This is a genomic window from Sphingomonas koreensis, from assembly GCF_002797435.1.
Taxonomy (GTDB): Bacteria; Pseudomonadota; Alphaproteobacteria; order Sphingomonadales; family Sphingomonadaceae; genus Sphingomonas; species Sphingomonas koreensis.
Window position 1 is genome coordinate 4,268,374 of sequence record NZ_PGEN01000001.1, and the last position, 17,183, is coordinate 4,285,556.

Annotated in this window: 14 protein-coding genes; 3 read left to right on the forward strand and 11 right to left on the reverse strand. The window is 67.1% G+C overall.

Translation table 11 applies throughout. The features are described 5' to 3' along the window. Positions 1-19: 19 nt before the first annotated feature. From BDW16_RS20320 to BDW16_RS20365, 10 genes are read right to left on the reverse strand one after another with little or no spacing between them, the layout of a single operon-like run. The gene (locus BDW16_RS20320) at positions 20-427 is read right to left on the reverse strand and encodes a GlcG/HbpS family heme-binding protein (RefSeq protein WP_066581858.1); all 408 of its coding nucleotides are present in this window, start codon (positions 425-427) and stop codon (positions 20-22) included. A 14-nt stretch (positions 428-441) separates the two neighbouring features. Continuing rightward, on the reverse strand, positions 442-2,751 hold the full coding sequence (locus BDW16_RS20325) for a S8 family serine peptidase (RefSeq protein WP_066581855.1): 2,310 nt from the start codon (positions 2,749-2,751) through the stop codon (positions 442-444). Positions 2,752-2,760: 9 nt separating this feature from the next. After that, on the reverse strand, positions 2,761-5,580 hold the full coding sequence (locus tag BDW16_RS20330; protein WP_066581853.1) for an amidohydrolase family protein: 2,820 nt from the start codon (positions 5,578-5,580) through the stop codon (positions 2,761-2,763). 1 nt (position 5,581) lies between these two features. Next, on the reverse strand, positions 5,582-6,802 hold the full coding sequence (locus tag BDW16_RS20335) for a hypothetical protein (protein WP_066581845.1): 1,221 nt from the start codon (positions 6,800-6,802) through the stop codon (positions 5,582-5,584). Positions 6,803-6,805: 3 nt separating this feature from the next. Then, positions 6,806-8,383: a glycerophosphodiester phosphodiesterase gene (locus BDW16_RS20340; protein ID WP_066581843.1), complete on the reverse strand. Its 1,578-nt coding sequence runs from the start codon at positions 8,381-8,383 to the stop codon at positions 6,806-6,808. Positions 8,384-8,396: 13 nt separating this feature from the next. Then, positions 8,397-9,257 (reverse strand): uracil-DNA glycosylase family protein, encoded by an 861-nt coding sequence (locus BDW16_RS20345; RefSeq protein WP_066581841.1) that lies wholly within the window; start codon positions 9,255-9,257, stop codon positions 8,397-8,399. Continuing rightward, positions 9,257-9,592, reverse strand: coding sequence for a Dabb family protein (locus BDW16_RS20350; RefSeq protein WP_066581840.1), 336 nt, complete (start codon positions 9,590-9,592; stop codon positions 9,257-9,259). Before BDW16_RS20350 ends, BDW16_RS20345 begins: the two co-directional genes overlap by 1 nt. Continuing rightward, positions 9,589-11,334 (reverse strand): GMC oxidoreductase, encoded by a 1,746-nt coding sequence (locus BDW16_RS20355; RefSeq protein ID WP_066581839.1) that lies wholly within the window; start codon positions 11,332-11,334, stop codon positions 9,589-9,591. The genes BDW16_RS20350 and BDW16_RS20355 overlap by 4 nt, the downstream gene beginning before the upstream one ends. A gap of 15 nt (positions 11,335-11,349) precedes the next feature. Next, on the reverse strand, positions 11,350-11,859 hold the full coding sequence (locus BDW16_RS20360) for a gluconate 2-dehydrogenase subunit 3 family protein (RefSeq protein WP_066581836.1): 510 nt from the start codon (positions 11,857-11,859) through the stop codon (positions 11,350-11,352). 5 nt (positions 11,860-11,864) lie between these two features. Further along, the gene (locus tag BDW16_RS20365) at positions 11,865-13,742 is read right to left on the reverse strand and encodes a DJ-1/PfpI family protein (protein WP_083954481.1); all 1,878 of its coding nucleotides are present in this window, start codon (positions 13,740-13,742) and stop codon (positions 11,865-11,867) included. An 84-nt stretch (positions 13,743-13,826) separates the two neighbouring features. Between BDW16_RS20365 and BDW16_RS20370 the strand changes: the two genes are divergently transcribed. Both BDW16_RS20370 and BDW16_RS21195 read left to right on the forward strand, forming a co-directional pair. Continuing rightward, entirely contained in the window at positions 13,827-14,483 is a 657-nt protein-coding gene (locus BDW16_RS20370; RefSeq protein ID WP_164519420.1) for a Crp/Fnr family transcriptional regulator, read from the forward strand. Positions 14,484-14,759: 276 nt separating this feature from the next. Then, on the forward strand, positions 14,760-14,978 hold the full coding sequence (locus tag BDW16_RS21195; RefSeq protein ID WP_125958850.1) for a hypothetical protein: 219 nt from the start codon (positions 14,760-14,762) through the stop codon (positions 14,976-14,978). Between the two features lie 104 nt (positions 14,979-15,082). Here BDW16_RS21195 and BDW16_RS20380 read toward each other — a convergent pair whose 3' ends face one another. After that, positions 15,083-16,453: an IS1380 family transposase gene (locus BDW16_RS20380; protein ID WP_066582092.1), complete on the reverse strand. Its 1,371-nt coding sequence runs from the start codon at positions 16,451-16,453 to the stop codon at positions 15,083-15,085. A 135-nt stretch (positions 16,454-16,588) separates the two neighbouring features. Between BDW16_RS20380 and BDW16_RS20385 the strand changes: the two genes are divergently transcribed. Beyond that, complete coding sequence (locus BDW16_RS20385) at positions 16,589-17,119, forward strand: hypothetical protein (RefSeq protein WP_100362819.1); 531 nt, start codon at positions 16,589-16,591, stop codon at positions 17,117-17,119. Positions 17,120-17,183: the final 64 nt, after the last annotated feature.

Sequence of the window (17,183 nt, forward strand, 5' to 3'; positions counted from 1 at the left end):
CGCGTGGAGGCGCCCGGCCTTAGCCTGGCCCCAGCGCACCGGCACCCGCCAGTGCAACCTCTCCGTCCTGCGGGCCCCTCGCGCCGGACACTCCGATCGCGCCGACCAGCGCGTCGCCGGCGATCAGCGGCAGCCCGCCCTCGAGCAGGGTCGCGCCGGGGAGCGACAGCAGCGCCGTCCTGCCGCCGGCAACGGCTTCCTCCAGGGCACGCGTCGGCGCACGGAAGAGAAACGCCGTGCGCCCTTTCTCCAGTGCGGCGGAGACCGACCCCGCCGGCGCGCCGTCCAGGCGCTCGAACGCCAGCAGATGCCCGCCCGCGTCCAGGACGCAGATCGATACCAGCCAGCCTTCCGCGCGCGCTTTGGCGCAGGCCGCGGCAATGATCGCCTGGGCATCTTCGAGCGTCACGCTGAGTTGGCTGCGCATGATGCGTCCTTTCGTCAGGCCGGCACCGTCGCTGCCAGCGCAAAGCCCTGAGGGCCCCGGAAGGTGTTCTGGGCGGTCACGCTGATCGTCCAGTCGCCCGCGGCGGCGTCCGCAACACGCACCTGCTCGACATTGTTGGCGCGATCGAACTGCTCGAACGGCAGCCGGTTGAGGCCGTGATTGCCGACATATTTGGTGCCGTCCGGAGCGATCAGCACCAGATCGAGATTGTGCTGGATGAACCGTGCCGGAGGGTCGGTCCAGGCCATGGTGACCGAGAGCGGACCGGACTTCGGGAGCGTGAGCTGCCGGATGAAGACCGCACGGCTCATGTTCCCGGCGATCAGCGCCTGTGGCGACGCATTGTCGATATCGGTGAAGGCCAGCGTGAAACCGGCACCGGCGTCGAACGGAATTGCGCGAGCAAGGTTCAGCCGGCCATAGCCCTGGTGGAAATTGGGCTTGCCGATCCGGTCGTCGGTGAACGGTGCCCGATCGATCCATTCGGTGCCGTTGATCAGCGTCGCCTTGAGCAGCGCCGCCGAAGGGCGAGCCTGCGCCCGCTGCGTGCGGTAATATTCGCGCACCACCGCCGCCGCACCTGCGACCAGCGGTGCCGCCATGCTGGTGCCCGACATATATTGGTAGCGGGCGGGGTCCTGGGGGTAGGGATGGACCGGCGTTCCGGAATCATGGCTCCGCGCGGCAAGGATGCCGACACCCGGCGCGACCAGGTCCGGCTTGACCCGCCCGTCGTCGGACGGCCCGCGCGAAGATAGCGCCGCGACGATATCGGCGTCGCCCGTCAGGTCCAGGTCGGCCATTGCCGGACGCGTGGGTGCGCGCCGCCCGTCATAGTGGCGCCATTGCCGGGCGGCATAGGGCCCGTCCGGGCGTGGCGAACAGCATGCGCCGACGGTCAGCGCATTCTTCGCGCCCGCCGGTGAGGCGAGCGATCCCAGCCGGTTCCGGCCGACCGGATCGTCGATGTCCTGATCGCCGTCATTCCCCCCGGCGATGACCACGAGCAGGTCGGGGTGCGCATGGACGAACGCGTCGATATCGAGCGTGTCGAGCGTGTAGCGGCCGCCGACATAGGCGCCCCAGGAATAGTTCTGGATGCGTACGTCCGCCGCATAGGCCTCCTGCAGCATATCGGTCAGTCCGATGCCGAAGCGATAGGTCAGGGTCTCGTCGGCGATGCTCTGCACGAACAGGCGGGCGGCGGGCGCGGCACCGCTCAGCAACCCGCCGCTCGCCGCGCCGCTCCCCGCCGCGATCGACGCGACATGCGTGCCATGGCCCTTGGGGTCCCGCGAAGAGAGCGGGGTTTCGCGCAGGACGACGGTCACGCGGTTCCCGAAATCGGGATGGGCGGCATCGATCCCGGAATCGGCGATGCCGATCGTCTCGCCCGTGCCCTGCCAGGGCAGGGGAGTGGCGAGCGGCACGCTGTTGCCGACCAGCGCGGCAAGCGCATAGCTCAGCATCGGCTCGGGCGGCACATAGCGCTCGACCAGTTCCACCGTGCCGTCGCGGCCCATGTCCGCGAGCAGCGCGGCCTCCGCCTCCGGGCCGGCGGTTACATGATAGCGCAGCCGGTCGCTGCCGCGTTCGACCCGCTCGACGCGCGGATCGAGCTCGAGCTGCGCCGCGAGCGAGGCCAGCCTCGCGACATCGGTGCAGCGGACATCGTAGAGCGCGGGCCCTTCGGCGGCCGCGATATCGGCCATGCCTTCGGGCGCATCGGCGCTCTTCATCAGGCCGCCTCCGGCCAGCGTGACCTCGACCGCGCCCGCCAGCCGGCGACCCACGGTTTCCCGAAGCCCGTAGCGGCCGAAGCTCAGCCAGTCGGCATCGGCGTCCGCCGATCTGATGCGCTCGCGGCGCGCGTTGACGGAGAAGCGGGACTTCCCGATCCGCGATCCCAGGGTCAGGCCCTGGTCTTCGATCCAGGCCTGCCGCTCGGCGGTCAGCGGTCCTGCCACGGTCGCGATCCAAAGCTCCTCGGGGGTGCTATCCTCCGCTACTGCCGCTGCTGCCGCGCCGCCGCCGTCGATGCTCTCGATCTGCACCCCGCTACCATAGGATGCCGGATCGGCAGCCTCATCGAGCATGGCGTCGATCGCCTCCGCGCCGGTTTCGGCAACGGCCTCCGGTACCGGCTCCGCGGTGAACAGGATGCCGGCAGCGCGCAGCGCCTCCATCGCCGGTTCGTCCGCCTCGGCGGTCAGATAGGGCCCGTTCTCGATCGTGTCCTCGCCGAGAATGTCGATCGCGGTCCGGCGTTCGCCTTCGGTCATCGGAAGGGCGGTGAGCTGCATCGGACTCTCCTATGCGTAGAAACGCCGCAACCCTCCCGGCCCCTTGAGAAAGGCGGGAAGGTGCGGAATCGAATCGAACACCGTCCAGTAATCCGGGTCGTTGATCACCGTGGCGGCGTCGAACGGCACCGAATCCGGGAGGGTGACGTCGGCCAGTTCCTCGATCTCGCCCCATTCGGGCTCCGGCGGCTGAAGATCGAGCTCGAGGTCGAGTGCAGCGCCGTCGTCGAACGGCTCGAACACCGTGGCGTCGCGCGCAGCCGGCAGGTCGGCAAACGCCGCCGCTAGCGCGTCACGCGCGGCCGCGAAGCTGATGTGATTGAGCGGGGAGGATGGGTGGTCGAGGTTGAGCAGTCGCTCGCGGCCGCCGACGGGGAGCGCTTCGGTTCGCGGCCCGTCGAACCCCGCCGCCGCCATCAGCGCGCGGTCGCCATAGCGGGGGTGGCCGGCGATCACCACCATGCGCACATTGGCTTCGTTGGCGCGCAGCAGGTTGGCGTAAGGGTCGGGATCGATCGGATCGAGGATCGTCAGATCGGCGTGATAGCCCGGGCGGATCTGACCCAGCCGGTCGCCCCAGCCCGCGATCGCGAATGCGTCCATGGTGATCGCCCGCGCCAGCTGCTCGTCGGCGATCGGGGCGCCCTGCGCCGCCGCGGTCAGCGAAGCGATCTTGATCTCCTGCAGGATGTTGCGGCTGCCTGATGGCGTCCAGTCGCTTCCCAGCGCGAACCGCACCCCCGATGCTGTCATCGCGGCGACGTCGAGGGTCTGGCCATAAAGCACGGCGTTGCTGAAGGGCGACCAGACGACCGATGCGCCGGCGGCGGCGAGCGTGGCATAGTCGGGCGTGTTCAGGCCCAGGCTGTGCACGCCGACCAGTGTCGGCCGGATCAGGTTATTGTCCGCCAGCAGCTGAAACTGGCGATGTGCGTTGGCGTCCACGCCTTCGGAAAGATGGAAGAAGAATTGGCGGCCGCGCGAAAGCGATGTGCGGAACTTCTCGATCGCTTCCGGCTGATCCTTGAGGTCCAGGATGGCGTGGCCGATCGGTGGCAGGTCCACGTCGTCTGAGGCTTCGAAATTGCGGACGAGGCCGGGATAGAGCTTGTCGCTGTGCCTGTACTTGCTCTTCATCCCCTGGCCGGAGGTAACTCCGCCCAGCAGCAATTTCACTTCGACGTAGCGGATCAGCGCCTTCACCAGATCCTGGCGGTTGGCGACGACTTCCATCGGCATGCCAACGGCACGCTTGTAGCCCGGCTTGCGCAGCCATTGCGACCGGTTGGTCGACTTTGGATCGGGCCACCACAGGCTCAGCGCGTTATAGGCCAGATGGTTGTGGAGATCGGCGAGACCCGGATAGATCACCCCGCCGGTATCGACCGGCGTCACGCCCTCGAACCCGGCCGGCGGCGGCGCATCGGCGTCACGGACGTCGATGATCGATCCGCGGTGCAGATAGACGGTTCCGCGTTCGACCGGTGGCCCTGACATCGGAACGATCTTGCCGCGCAGGGCCAGTCTCGGCGCATCGCGCGCCGCATCGTCGAACGCCATGATCTCGCTGGTGTCGGACATCTTGCGCTCCCCTTGGGTGAAGGCGGCCAGCAGCCGCTGATGTTCGGCACGCTCGGCCAGCGGATCGGGCGTGCCGGAATCGGCCATGGCGCCGATCGCGGCACCGGCGAGCGGCTGCAATTCGGCGCGATAGGCACAGTCTCCGATCCGGTAGAGCGCGTTGTCGCAGAACAGGCAGCCGCCGCGCGGGCGCGTCAGATGGCCGGTGGATGGGTTGAGTGCGAGCCTTCCGGCGTGGACCTCTGCCGCCAGATGATCGACGATGGCGTCGCGCGCTTGCGCGAACTCGTCCTGCCGCGCCGAGGCGTGGGGGGAAAAGACGATACGTGCGTCGAGCTCCTCGCCCGTCGCGGTCCGGCCGAACCGCAGGCGGATCTCGCGCTTGAGCAGCTCGGCGATCGGTTCGCCGGGGCGCGGGTCGCCCTGGGTGAAATGGTCGCGCATCGCGATGACGAAGGCGTCGGCCGTGGTCTGGCTGAAGACGATGACGACGCGGGGCAGCGTCTGCAGCATCTGGCGCAGGAAATAGCGCCGGTCGTGGAAACACTCCTTGACGATCCCGCGCGCGCCGGCCTCGCCCATCACCGGCATCGGCGGATTGCCGGCCACGGGCCGGGTGGTCCAGCGCGCCGATCCGCACGCCACCATATTGGCGTAGGCGATGTCCTCGCCGACGGTGAGCTCGTGACCGGTCCAGCCCATCCGCTGCGCCAGCGCATCGAGCAGCGACTGATAGCCATGGTACATGGTGACCGGTGCTGGCTCGACCGGAATGTCCTCGCCCTCGCGCGTCAGGCCGCGCGTCTCATAGGGACCGTCGGCGCGATCGCCCCGCAGCGCGTCGAACGCTGCCATCGGGATCCGCAGCTTCTCGGTCGCGCGCCAGCGGAAGTGATGCGCGTACTGAAGATAATCCTCGAAATAGGGGTGGACGGCGTTGCGCGATCCGTTGGTCCATCCCGGCAGATTCGGATTGATGCCGACCGCGAGGATCGGCGCCTTGCGGCATCCGCTCAGGATCTCGGGAACCAGCGGCCGCTTGCCGGCATAGACGCTTTGCTGGACCACGCCCGGTTGGGCGGGCGCGCCGGTGTCGCGATAGTCATAGCTGTGGAACGCACCCCATTGGCCGAAATGCGCGCAGGGATGCGGTGCACCGGCGCCGTCATAGGTGCGCCGCATCGCCTGGCACGGCATCACCTCCAGCGCCAGTTCGACCTCGACCGGAAGGGTGCGGTTGGCGGGCATGTCAGGCGACCATCGCCCACACGGCGATCGCGCTGTTCACGCTCGTCCAATAGCCATAGGTCTCATAGTACCAGACCGCCCAATGCGCCTGCATGTCCAGGCTGCGGCGCAGCTCCGGCGGGATGCCGGGGGTCTCGCGGTTGGGCAGGCGCCCGTTGATCTGCGGGTCCGATGCGTTGCGGATGACGAGCCAGTCGGGCGCCGGCCGGCCTTCCGCCTTGCGCGTCTCGACCACCAGGCCAAGCACGGCATCGCCCATTTCCACCCCGCAACCCTGTTCCCACAGCCGGTTGGTCGAGGTGCCGAACTCGAAGAAGTCGGTCGTCAGGATCGGATGGAAGGCCGGGAAATCGACGCCGTCGATCTTGAAATCGGGCGTATTGGCAAATCCCGGCAGGGAGCCGCCCTGCGGCCAGTCATATTTGGTGTGCGGCGGTCCGAAGCCGGGCTCGACCAGCTTGTCGGCATGGTGCGCCAGCAAGGTGCGTGCCGCTGCGAGCCGCGCGGTCGGGATCGTGAAGGTGTCGCAGCGATACGCATCGTGCGCGAAATCCTCCTGGGCGAACTCGCGGCTGAGCCGGAACTTCGCGCCGCGCGTGATCACCACGTCGCCAAGCTCGTGCGGCGGGCAGTTCATGCCGCCCACCGACAGCGTGTCGTCCGGGGCGAAGGTTGCGCCCGCGGTGCCGACGGTGATCACCAGCGACGGCTTCACCTCGTCGATCATCTGCTCGAACAGGTCCCGGACCGGCAGCGTCGCCTTGCCCGGAGCGGTCCGTTTGCCGTCCTGGTTCAGGTGCAGCTCGGATTTGAAGCACAGGATCCTTTTGCCTGCGATGGTGGTGCGGAAATAGGAACCGAGCCGCCGGACCTTGCGCGAGGGTGCACCGTCGCGGATCTGCGGCTCGTAATGGTCCTGGAAACGGCGGGCGTAGCGCGCCCAGCTGTTGCGGCCGAAGCCGGGGGTCAGCACATCGGCGAGCGCTTCATGCTCGGCCACGGTCCAGGTGACCACCAGCACATCGGCTTCGGGCAGTTCGTCACCGGGCTGGGGCATCTCGCCGGGGCCCCAGGGTTCGGGCACCGGGCGGGCGCCGGCGGGCCAGGGCAGGCCGAGGTCGAGGAACGGTGTCGCCGCCAGCGGTGCCGGGCTGAAGTCGCTGTCGTCGAGTCCGAAGTCGATGATCTCGCGCGCGAAGTCGGGACGTTGCGGTTGTGGCATGATCTACCCCCCTTGGGCCGGTGGAAAACAGGTGATCCGCAGGTCGCGGAAGGTGAAATGGTTGGGCAGGATCGGCTCGTACTGGGACGGGTCCGATTCCTTCTCCTGGCGCCAGCGCTTGCCGACGCAGCGCAGATGGACGGTGCGGTTCAGGCTCTCGTTGGCGATGACGCCGACGCAGACCCAGTCGCGTGGCGAGACCGGATTGTCCTGAGCGTCGACGGGGTCGCGATAATAGGCGGCGTGGAATGCGCCGCGGCGCTCGAGGCGCAGGCGGCCGCCATGCGGCGTGCGCCCTTCGGACACCGGCCGGCCATACTGGTTGCTGTCATATTCGGAGCCGAGGTTCCAGTTGATCCGGAACCCGTCATCCTCGTCATGCTCCACGCCGACATAGGGCGGCGCGCCATGCGGGTCGTAGAAGCTGTCCTTGTCGCGGAAACTCTGCGGCGGAGCGGCCCGGTGGGCGCCCGGATCGACATTGGTGATCGCCATCTCCAGCGTCGTCGCCTGCCCGACGCGCGCGACGCGGTACGCGACTTCCGCCGCAAAATCGTCACCAATCCCCCGCACCACCCCAACCCCGCCGCCCGAATAGAAGGGCCATTCCCTCGCGACGTTGATCAGGTCCCATTCGAGCCGATCGAGCCGGCGTTCGATCGCCGATCCGCCACCACCCGGCATCGGACCGGCATAGTGCGCGATCTCGACATGGACCCCGTCATCGCAATGCACGTTCGCGAAGCGGTTCGCTTTGGCATAGCCGAGCGCGAACTGACGCCGATCGATCTCGCGTCCCGCGAAGTCGGATGAAGTGTGGACGTAGGACGGGCGCAGTCGTTCGACATCGAAGGTCGATCCGGTGCAGACCCCCCAGATCCAGGCGGCGCCCGCCAGCGCGTCGAGGGTCGCGGCATCGGCGCCATGATCGTCGAGCACGGCACAGATCCCCATCGGCCATTCGCCCGCGGACTGTCGGTCGCGCAGATCGGTGCCGACACGGGTCCAGTCATTGCCGTCGTGCAGCAGTGCGGCGCGCAGCAGCAGCAGATCGGCATCGTCTGCGACGACGTTGGTATCGTCCGACCAGAACGCGGTACGGAGTGCCGGGCGGCGCGCCCGCGCATCGGCTAGCCGTGCCGGAGAGTCACCGATCAGCATCACCGCGTTCAGTCGTCCGCGACTCTCGCAGAGCGCGAGGCTCGGCTCTGCTGCCGTACCCGCGTCGAGCAATAGCGTGACGTCGCGCGGCAGGGCGTCGATGACGTCGTCGAGCCGGGGAAGCCTGAGCCGCCGGGCGGGCACCGCGGGATCGCAATAGTGAAAGCTTCCCGCCGGGGTGTGCCGGGGCAACCAGCCTGCCGAGAAATCATGGGCCTGAAGATCGGCGAAGCTGCTCGTCGAGATCAGGGCGGTGGAGCCGGGAACGTGATCGTCGTCCGCCGGCACCAGCACGCCGTCGGCGGTCTGTTTCACGCCGATCAACAGCGCATCGGCGCCGCCCGTATAGGCGCTGGTCAGCGCGGCGAGACTGTTGGCGGGAGCATGGAGGCGGTTTCCGCCCAGAGCGATGATCCTCATCGTGTCGCCTCCTTCACCACGCCACCGCCGGCGCGCCGAGCCTGGCGAGCGCCACGTTCACGCGTTCGAGCGGATTGCCCTTGGCCAGATATCCGTTCGGGCCGACGGTATTGGGGTGGGGGTGGACGACGGATGCGATGCGATCGGCGTAGCCGCCAGCTTCGGCACGGGCCTGGACGCCGCTTTCCGCGAACAGCTTCTTCGCAAACCCGCCGAGCAGCAGGAACACCGTCGGACGCCCCGGCCGCTCGGCGAGCTCCTGGAGCAGGCGGCGCATCAGCGGCCGCCACATCGCGATATGCGCCTTCTGCTCTTCGCCCCCGCCGGGGACGAAACGCGTCAGCGTCCAGCCGGCGTTGACGAACAGCACGCCGCCAGCCTGAAGCCGGTCGAAATAGGCGCCGAGCGGCTCGAGGGAGATGTCGCCCGCCGCAGCGGCCGCGCGGACCCGCTGCCAGTCGCCCGGCGTTCGCGCGAAATCGGGCTCGCCGTAGCGCAGTGCCGTTGCCGATTGCATCAGCCGTTGCAGGCTGATCGCGACCGACGCTTGCCAGCCGGCCAGCGCCCCGTCCTCGAACGCGCGGCCAGTGGCCCGCGACGCGCGAGGGTAGGGATCCTGCCCGATCAGCACCACGCGAACCGCATCGGGAACGACGCCATCGAACGCGCGGAAGATATGCGCGCCGGCAGGGGCGCCCGGGAGGGGGCGGGAGCGAAGCGGCGGGATCACCGGATGCTCCGCGTCATAGGTCAGCTCCAGCGGGACCGCGCCGAAATCGGGTTCGACCTCACCGAACAGGCTCCGCCAGGCAGGGTTGAGATCGTCTCGCCACCCGGCGAGATAAGTCTCCAGATGGGTGCGGAGCGTGACCATCACCTCATCCCCGAAAGCACGGTGCTGCCGATCGGCAGGTCGAACACCATCGCCTCGCGGAAGAAGCCGTTGGCGGTCGCTTCGGTCAGCCGGTCATGCGCCGGATGGCTGAGGAAGCGGTCGCGCTCCGCTGCTCCGGTAAAGGTCATGACGGCGCCGAAATCCCAACCGCGCGCCAGCCGCGACGGGCTGACATTGCGACCTGCCTCGATGCCGAGGACTTCTGGAATTTCGCCGGGCAGCGCTTCGAACTGGGCTTCGACCTGCGTCAGCCGATCCGGATCGAGGTTTTCGACAAGCCGGTAGACGACGACATGGCAGAGTCGGGCGGTCATGCCGCACCGCCTTCCGCGCCGACGCGGGTCCGCTGCGCGGGCTCGGGGATGTTGTCGCAGACGCGATAGGCGTTGGCGATCATCGTCAGCGACGGGTTGCTGGCCCCCGCCGTTGGCATGAAGGCGGCGTCGATGACGTAGAGCCCCTCGACCTCGTGGGCCTGGCAGTTGGCGTCGAGCACAGATGCGCCCCGATCGGTTCCGGCGCGCAGCGATCCGTGGTTGTGGCCATAGCCGGGGTTGGCGAGCGTCTGGGGCCGGTTGACGCGCAGCTCACCGCCGGCATTGCCGACGATATTGGCGACGCGATCCAGCGCATAGGCGCTGAGCGCAAGGTCATAGGGGTGGTGCTGGTAGTAGGTCAGCGCGACCGGCTGCCCATAGGGATCGGTCTTGAGCGGGCGCCCGCCCAGGCCGTCGGCCAGCTCGACGCGATTGTCGTATTTGGACATCGTCTCGCCGGTGAACGAGAAGGAGACGCCGCCATTCTCGCGCAGCTCGATCAGCCGTTCTTGCAGATGCCGCCCCCAAAGGCGCGATCCCTTTTCGGGCATACCGGTCCGGTACAGCGCCTTCAGCGGCGGATTGATCGTGATCGGATCGTAGATGGAGAATTTACCGCCTTTGCTCAGCGGCGAATTGCTGTCGTTGATGACGTACAGGTCGCGGAGCTGAAGGCTGCCGAGCGAAGTGCTCGGCTGATAGGGATAGGTCGGGTCCATCGATCCCCAGACCGGCTGGTTGGGGAAGGTGAATTCGAGGTCGCCCTTGGTGTGATAGGTGAGATAGCGTCCGGCCAGCCCGTTGGGATTGGGCAGGCCTGACAGCAGATAGAGCCGCGCGGATTCGATCGCCTGGATCGAGACGATGACGATCGGCGCCGTGAGCGTGGTCGGCGCGCCGCCCGGTTCGGTCACATATTCCACCCCCGTCACGCGATGGCCGCGCTCGCTGCCCGGCGCCGGCTCGTGAAGCAGGCGCAGGACATTGTGCCCGGTGCGGAGCTCGCACAGGCCCGAAGCCAGCGCCTTGCGCAGGACGGTGTCGGCGGCGCCCGACCGGCAGTTGGATGCGCAGCCGAAGCCCTGGCAGAAGCCGCAGAAGGGACAGCCGGGGCGGCTGTCGTTGGTCCGCGAGTTGATCCCGCGCGGACTGCGATAGGGAAACATCCCCGCCTTGTTGAAGATGAAGCGGAGGAAGGAGGACGAGCCATGCTCGCGGATCGGCGGCATCGGATAGTCATACCCCGCGCGCATCGGCTCCTGCGCGGGCGATTGCCGCGCCTGGCCGGACACGCCCCAGTCCCATTCGGCCCGTTCGAAATAGGGCTGGAACTGCTGGTAGGTCCACGGCCAGTCGATCATGCTGACATCGCCGGGGATGTCGCGCAGATACTGGGTGACCGAGAAGTCCTCCTGCGTGTAGCGCGGAAGATTGGCTTCCCACTGGTTGGTCGATCCGCCGACCATGTTGGTGATCCACCAGCGCTCGCTGGATACCGGCGTCGCATCCGGCTTTGACGTATCGATGTAGAGCATCGGATCGTCGCGGCGCGACGGGACCATGGCCTTGTGATCGAGGAAGTGGAGCTCGTCGAGCGGGATGAAATCCTCTGCATTGCTCGGCCCGCCGCGCTCAAGGACAAGGACACTGAACCCGCGCTGGGTCAGCGCGCGCGCGGCCGTCGATCCGCCGGCGCCGCTGCCGACGATGATGACATCGGGCTTGTCGATGGTCGGCATGATTCGCTTCCCCCTTCAGACCAGCTCGAGCTTCTCGGCGTCGCCGAGATAGCCGAGCCAGCGCCACATGATCCGGTTGCGGTTCCCGCCCCATCGCGGGTCGGCCCAGCAGCCCTGGAGGCAGTGGCGCCAGAGCGTGTCGAACAGCCGTCTCTGATCCGCGGCGCTGCCCATTCGCGCGAGTTCCCCGCGCTCGAGCAGGTCGATCAGCGCGGTGGCGTCGTCCGCGCCGAGTTGCGCGAGCGGCGTTCCGAACCGCGCGGTCGCCGCGGCATCAAGCGCGGCGAGCCAGTCGTGATAACCAGCCTGCCAGCTTGCCAGGTCCTCGTGCAGCTTGACCGGACCGGCTGGGTCCATCTCCAGCAGCCGGTCGAGGTAATCGACCGCGCCGCAGTCGCCCGCCCCGGGGATTCCGCGTGCCGCGTCGCGCGGCTGGATCGCGCTGAACAGCACCGCCAGTTGCGCCCGCTCCGCATCGGTGAAGTAGCGCGTCTCGGGCAGGCGGAATTCGATGTCCCAGGCCATGACGGTCAGCCCGCCACGGCCGGCGCGCGGCGCGGCAGCAATATGTCCTCGAGCGCGTCCTGGATTCCGGCCTCGAGTGCCGGGAAGCTCAGATATTGCGGGCCGCGCTCCTCGAAGATCTGCTCGCCGAGCGCCGGGTAGGTATCCCAGCCCATGCCGAGATACTGGCCGACGTCGCGGCCGAAATAGTTGGCGATCATCGCTATGGTGCTGCCATGCACGCCGCTTCCCCCGGCGGAGGTCCAGATCTTTCCGTCGACCTGGCCCGCCCACATGGTGCGTGGCTGGAGGACGTTCGCGCCTTCCTCCTTGAGCCGGCGTGAGACCGTTGCGGCGCAGGTGACCGGTGTGTCGCCGATGATCCCGGCACGATGCAGGATGGAGATGCCCGAGCAGTTGGTGCCGACGACCTTGCCGGCGGCATGATGCTTGCGGACGATGTCGAGCAGCCGCTCGTCCTTGCTCGCCTCGCCGCTGCCCAGCCCGCCGGGGACGAACAGCAGGTCGAACAGGTCTTCAGGCTCGACCGCGCCGTCGGTGAAGACGCGCGTCCCCATCTGCATCTCGACGACCTCGGGATCGGGCTCGGCGACCCGCAGCAGCCGGACGCGAAGCTGCTTGCCCTGTTCGGCGAGCACCATCGTGGCGTGCTTCAGGATCTCATAGGGGACGAGCGTGTCCTGCTCGCCGCAGCGATGATAGGCCATGACGGCCACGGTCTTGATGTCGGGCATCCCGTTTCCTCCGCTTTGCGGTTGCAGTTCCTGTTCGAGGTCGGCGATCAGCATCAGCCAGGGGCCAAGGTCGCCCGGGCCGAACCGCTCCATCAGTTCGACGATCACTGCGTCCGAATGGCCGTTCAGGTGCTTGCCGATCCCCGGCAGCGTCTCGTCATTCTCGCGGCGCGCATGCTCGCGGTAGAGCGCGACGAAATCGTCCAGCGCCTCGCGGAACAGGGCGGTCGCGGCGATATCGCCTGCACGGATCCGCGCGAGCGTGTCGCGCATCGTGGCGAACAACTTCCGCCCGGCATCGTGGTCGGCATAAACATAGGCGGCGTCCGCTTCGGGAAAGCCGTTGGCGAAGGCGAGCGGCAGCAGCACCCGCTCCTCGACACTGTGGTGATAGCGGTCGATGAATTCGTGGAGCAGGAAGACGAGCAGCCCCATCGCGCGCAGCGGCGGTGCCTCGCCCGCGCCGATCTTCTTGGAGATCGCGGCGGAGGCCATGACCAGCCGCCGACCGATCAGGTGATCCTCCTCCATGATCTGTTCGGCCAGCCGCCCGCTGTCCGTTTCGGTTGAGGGGCGTGCGGCAATGTCCTTGGTCAGGAATTCGCGGCCGGGCGGGCAGGGCTTGAGCTCGGCCTGCATCCCCGCCGCGCGTGCGCCGAGCACCTCAAGGAAGTTTTCGCCGACGAACAGGCATTCCTCGGGCACGAGCCCAAGCTTCGCCGCCGCATAGCGGTAGATCTCGGCGCTCGGCTTGTCCGCCCCGGCATCATGGTTGGTGATGAAGCCGGCCGGGTCGAGGAACCCGGCGATCCCGGCATCGGTGATCATCTTCAGCCCCGCGGCGCTGTCGACGTTCTTCGGCAGGTTGGTGATGATGCCGATCCGGCAGCCGAGCGTGCCGCCCACGGTTTCCAGCAGCGTCTGGGTCGACGGCTTGTAGGTCACCAGATGACCCGGTCGGTCGACATAACCCAGCGTGTCTTTCGCATCGAAGAAGATGGCTTTGATCACGGCAATCGGCCCCCGCTTGCGTTCTTCAAACGGGATAGCGGCCATCGTTGCGGCGCGCGGTGAGCCTGCACACACAGCTTCTGTGATTTTTCGCACGTTCGGGATCCGGGGAAGGGTGCTTCGGCGTCCGATCGCCATTGCCTTGCCCGGACCACTGCTGTTTATTCGTGTCCGGCGGGGGCTGCGATGCAACAGGGCGAACGGCGCGGATTGCTCGGAATCTTGAGCGCGGAGGCGCGCCGCGACCTGCTTGCCCGTTCCGGCACGATACGGGTGCGCAAGGGGCAGGCGGTGGTCGCGCGCAACGAACCCTCGGGCGACGTGTTCGTCGTTCAGGAGGGACGCTTCAACGTCGTACGCTATTCGGTCGACGGGCGCGAAGTCTCGATGCGCGAACTGACCGAAGGACAGCTGTTCGGTGAACTTTCGGCGATCGACGGCGCCGCGCGATCGGTCGGCATCGTCGCGGTGACCGACGGCCGCCTGCTCGCCATCCCGCCAGAGGCCTTTCGCGCGATGATCCGAAGCCATCCCGATGCTGCGGACTGGCTCATCCGCCGGCTGACCGAGCAGGTCCGCAGCCTCACCGATCGTGTGTTCGAGCTGAGCGCGCTCAACGTCCGCACCCGTCTCCATTGCGAACTGCTTCGGCTCGCCAGATCGCGTGACGGCGACAGCGCGAGCGCCCCGACCCATGCGGAGCTGGCGAACCGGATCGGCTCCCACCGCGAAGCGGTAACGCGCGAACTTGCCATTCTAGCGGAACGGAAGATCATCCGCGCAGGCCGCAGGCGCCTCGAATTTCTCGATCTCGCCGGATTGGAGGAAGTCGTCTCGGCCGCTCTGCACGATCCCGCGGGTGATTCAGGGTGGTGGTGACCGACGCCTCATGAGTCTTGCAAGGGCTTGTCTTGAGCTGTTCTTTGAAGGTCCGGTCTGTTTTGTTTCCTGAATGGGTCTGCTGCCTGTTGTGATTCCACCCTCATCGTGCAAGTCTGATCCACGGCGACCGGGGGGTGGTACAGCATGCCGGATTCACAGGCGGAAGTTCCTGCGACGAACGATCTTGCCCGGGGCCCCATCCAATGGGCGGCGTCCAGGCGGACGGGCAATGTATCGGAAATCGCGGTCCTCGCGCCGATCCGCAAGGGCTGCGTGCCCGGCGAGACCGCCACCTTCGAAGAAGCGCTGCGCGCAACGATCGCGAACATCACCCAGCGCCTTCAGCAGGGGCTGCCCTCGGAACTCGACAAGGTTCCGACGATCCATTTCGGACGGATGATCATCCTGCGCCCCGAACAGTATCTAGCCTCTCCTATTCACGAGGCCGGGATTTTGGGCTGTTCTGATTGTGTTCAGCCGATAGCGGTTTGACCTGGGCGAGCGCCATCGGCGGTGTTTTTCACCGTGTCAGGAGCGATGGGCTTTTCAGGGTTGAAGGACGAGGGCTCGGGGTCTGGGCGGCGCTGCCGCGCTGGCTATGTAGGAGTTGGCCGGAAGCTGGTGGCGATGTCTTTGAACACGCTGGCATCCGGGCAGGCTGAAGCGAAGGCAATGCGGATACGCGAGGCGCTTTCGATGACGCGGGCAGCGACCTTGAGCAGCCGCAGGCGCAGGGTCGCGAACTCGGCAGCGGCCAGCGCGGTGGCCTTGGGAATGGCCTGCTGGATGCGCCACATCAGCCAGTAGGCGGCGGTGTGCAGAATGAGGCGCATCTGGTTGGCATTGGCTGAGCGGCACGAAGTGCGATCGCTGGCGAGCTGCGACTTGTGGCGCTTGATCAGGTTCTCGGCCTGGCCGCGCGCGCAGTAGAGCGTGTCGTAGATATGCTCGGCCGATCCGTCCTGAAGCGAGGTAACGACATAGCGGATGTCCATACCCAGCGTGCTGGCCTCGATCCGGGCGACGACGCGGCGCCGACACTTCCAGCTTTTGGCGCCGTAGCGGGTCTCGGCATAGTTGCGCAGGACGGGGTATTGGCGCTGAGCGCGCTTGACCGCGCAGGCATCGGCGGCCGCGACGATGACCGGATCGGCACGCAGCGCGGCGTTGGTTGGCAAGCCGAACACGTAATCGACGCGGTGCGCCTCGCAGAACGCCATGACCTCGGGCCGCCCATAGTGCCCGTCACCACGGATGGTGATGTGGGTATCGGGCCAGTGCCGGCGGATATGGCGCACCAGGCGCCGGATGTGGCCGGCAGCTTCGGCGCCCGACGGCGTCTTGCCGGTCCGCAGCAGCATCGCCACCGGGCGGCCGGTCGCAGTGTCGTAGACGTGGATCGGCAGGAAGCAGCGCTCACCGTGATGACCATTCCAGAACGACAACTGCTGGTAGCCGTGGACGACATCGCAGGTATCATCGATGTCCAGCGTCACCGCCGCCGGCGGGGCGGGATAGCTGGCGCAGTAGATGTCGATCATCGCACCCATCATCCTGGCCAACTCACGCGTGGTCGGTGCATTCTCCCACCTGCTCATCGTCGGTTGGCTCGCAAGCCCGGCACCTGATCCCGGCAACTTGCCCAGCGCCAGGCGGAAGCCTGGATCGTCGCGCAGGGCATCGAGATCATCGGCATCCTCATAGCCGCAGGCGATCGCGAACGTGCGGGCACGCAGGATGTCATCGAGGCGATGGATCACCCGCGCAGGATCGCGCGGGTCGGCAATGCAAGCCGCAAGCCGACGGCAGATCCCCATCGCGCGCTCGGCCTGCGCCAGCAGCAGCACACCGCCATCCGAGGTCAGCCGGCCACCGTCGAACGCGGCTGTGAGCTTTTTGCCGCCAATGGCTGGAAACGAAAATCCAAGCGCGTTATCCTCGCTCTCGGCGGGTGTGGCCTGTGGCATTTTTTGCCTCGCTGCAGGACTGGTCTAGACACCCATTTTCCTACTGCAAAGCAAACGCTTACGCCACTCCCGCCAACCCTTCACCCCCACCGCGGTGAATAATTCAGGCTAGTCTATTCCGAGAGTGTCGCCGGATTGTCTTACGAGGAGGATGGCGCCGGGCTTGCCGATGCGGCCGGCCGGCGGATTCCGCGGCCGATCGACGATTTCCGTGAAGTCGCCACCACCAGCGCGCCGGTCCCTGTGCCTGAGTTCCGGTCCTGGATACTGACCCTCGTCGAGTTCGACGGCGACCTCAAGGTCTATATGCGCGACATCGCGCGCATCCTGAATTCGGATTTCGACAAGGTCTTCCGCAATTGCGAAGACTATCCCGGCACAAGGCGGTTCGAGCAGTTCTGGCAATGGATCCGGCGCTATCAGATCAACACCGATCTGTTCTACGCGCCCTACGCGGACCTGTCCGTCGCGAGGCTCAAGCAGCTCGAGGCATTCAAGCGCCGCTTCGACCAGTTCGTCGCTCGCGTGCGTTCTCCGCATGGCCCGACCGTGCGGTCGATGGACGAACTGTTCGACGAGTTTCTGCGCGAGAATCAGCAATATGCCCGCGACTTCCCGTCGCCAGGCGGGGTCTATCGTCCTCGCAGCACTTCGGATGGGAGCTAGATTTGGACAGGACTGATCCAGTACCGGATTCCGTCGCGGCAACGCGCGCGAATGTCCAGGCGAG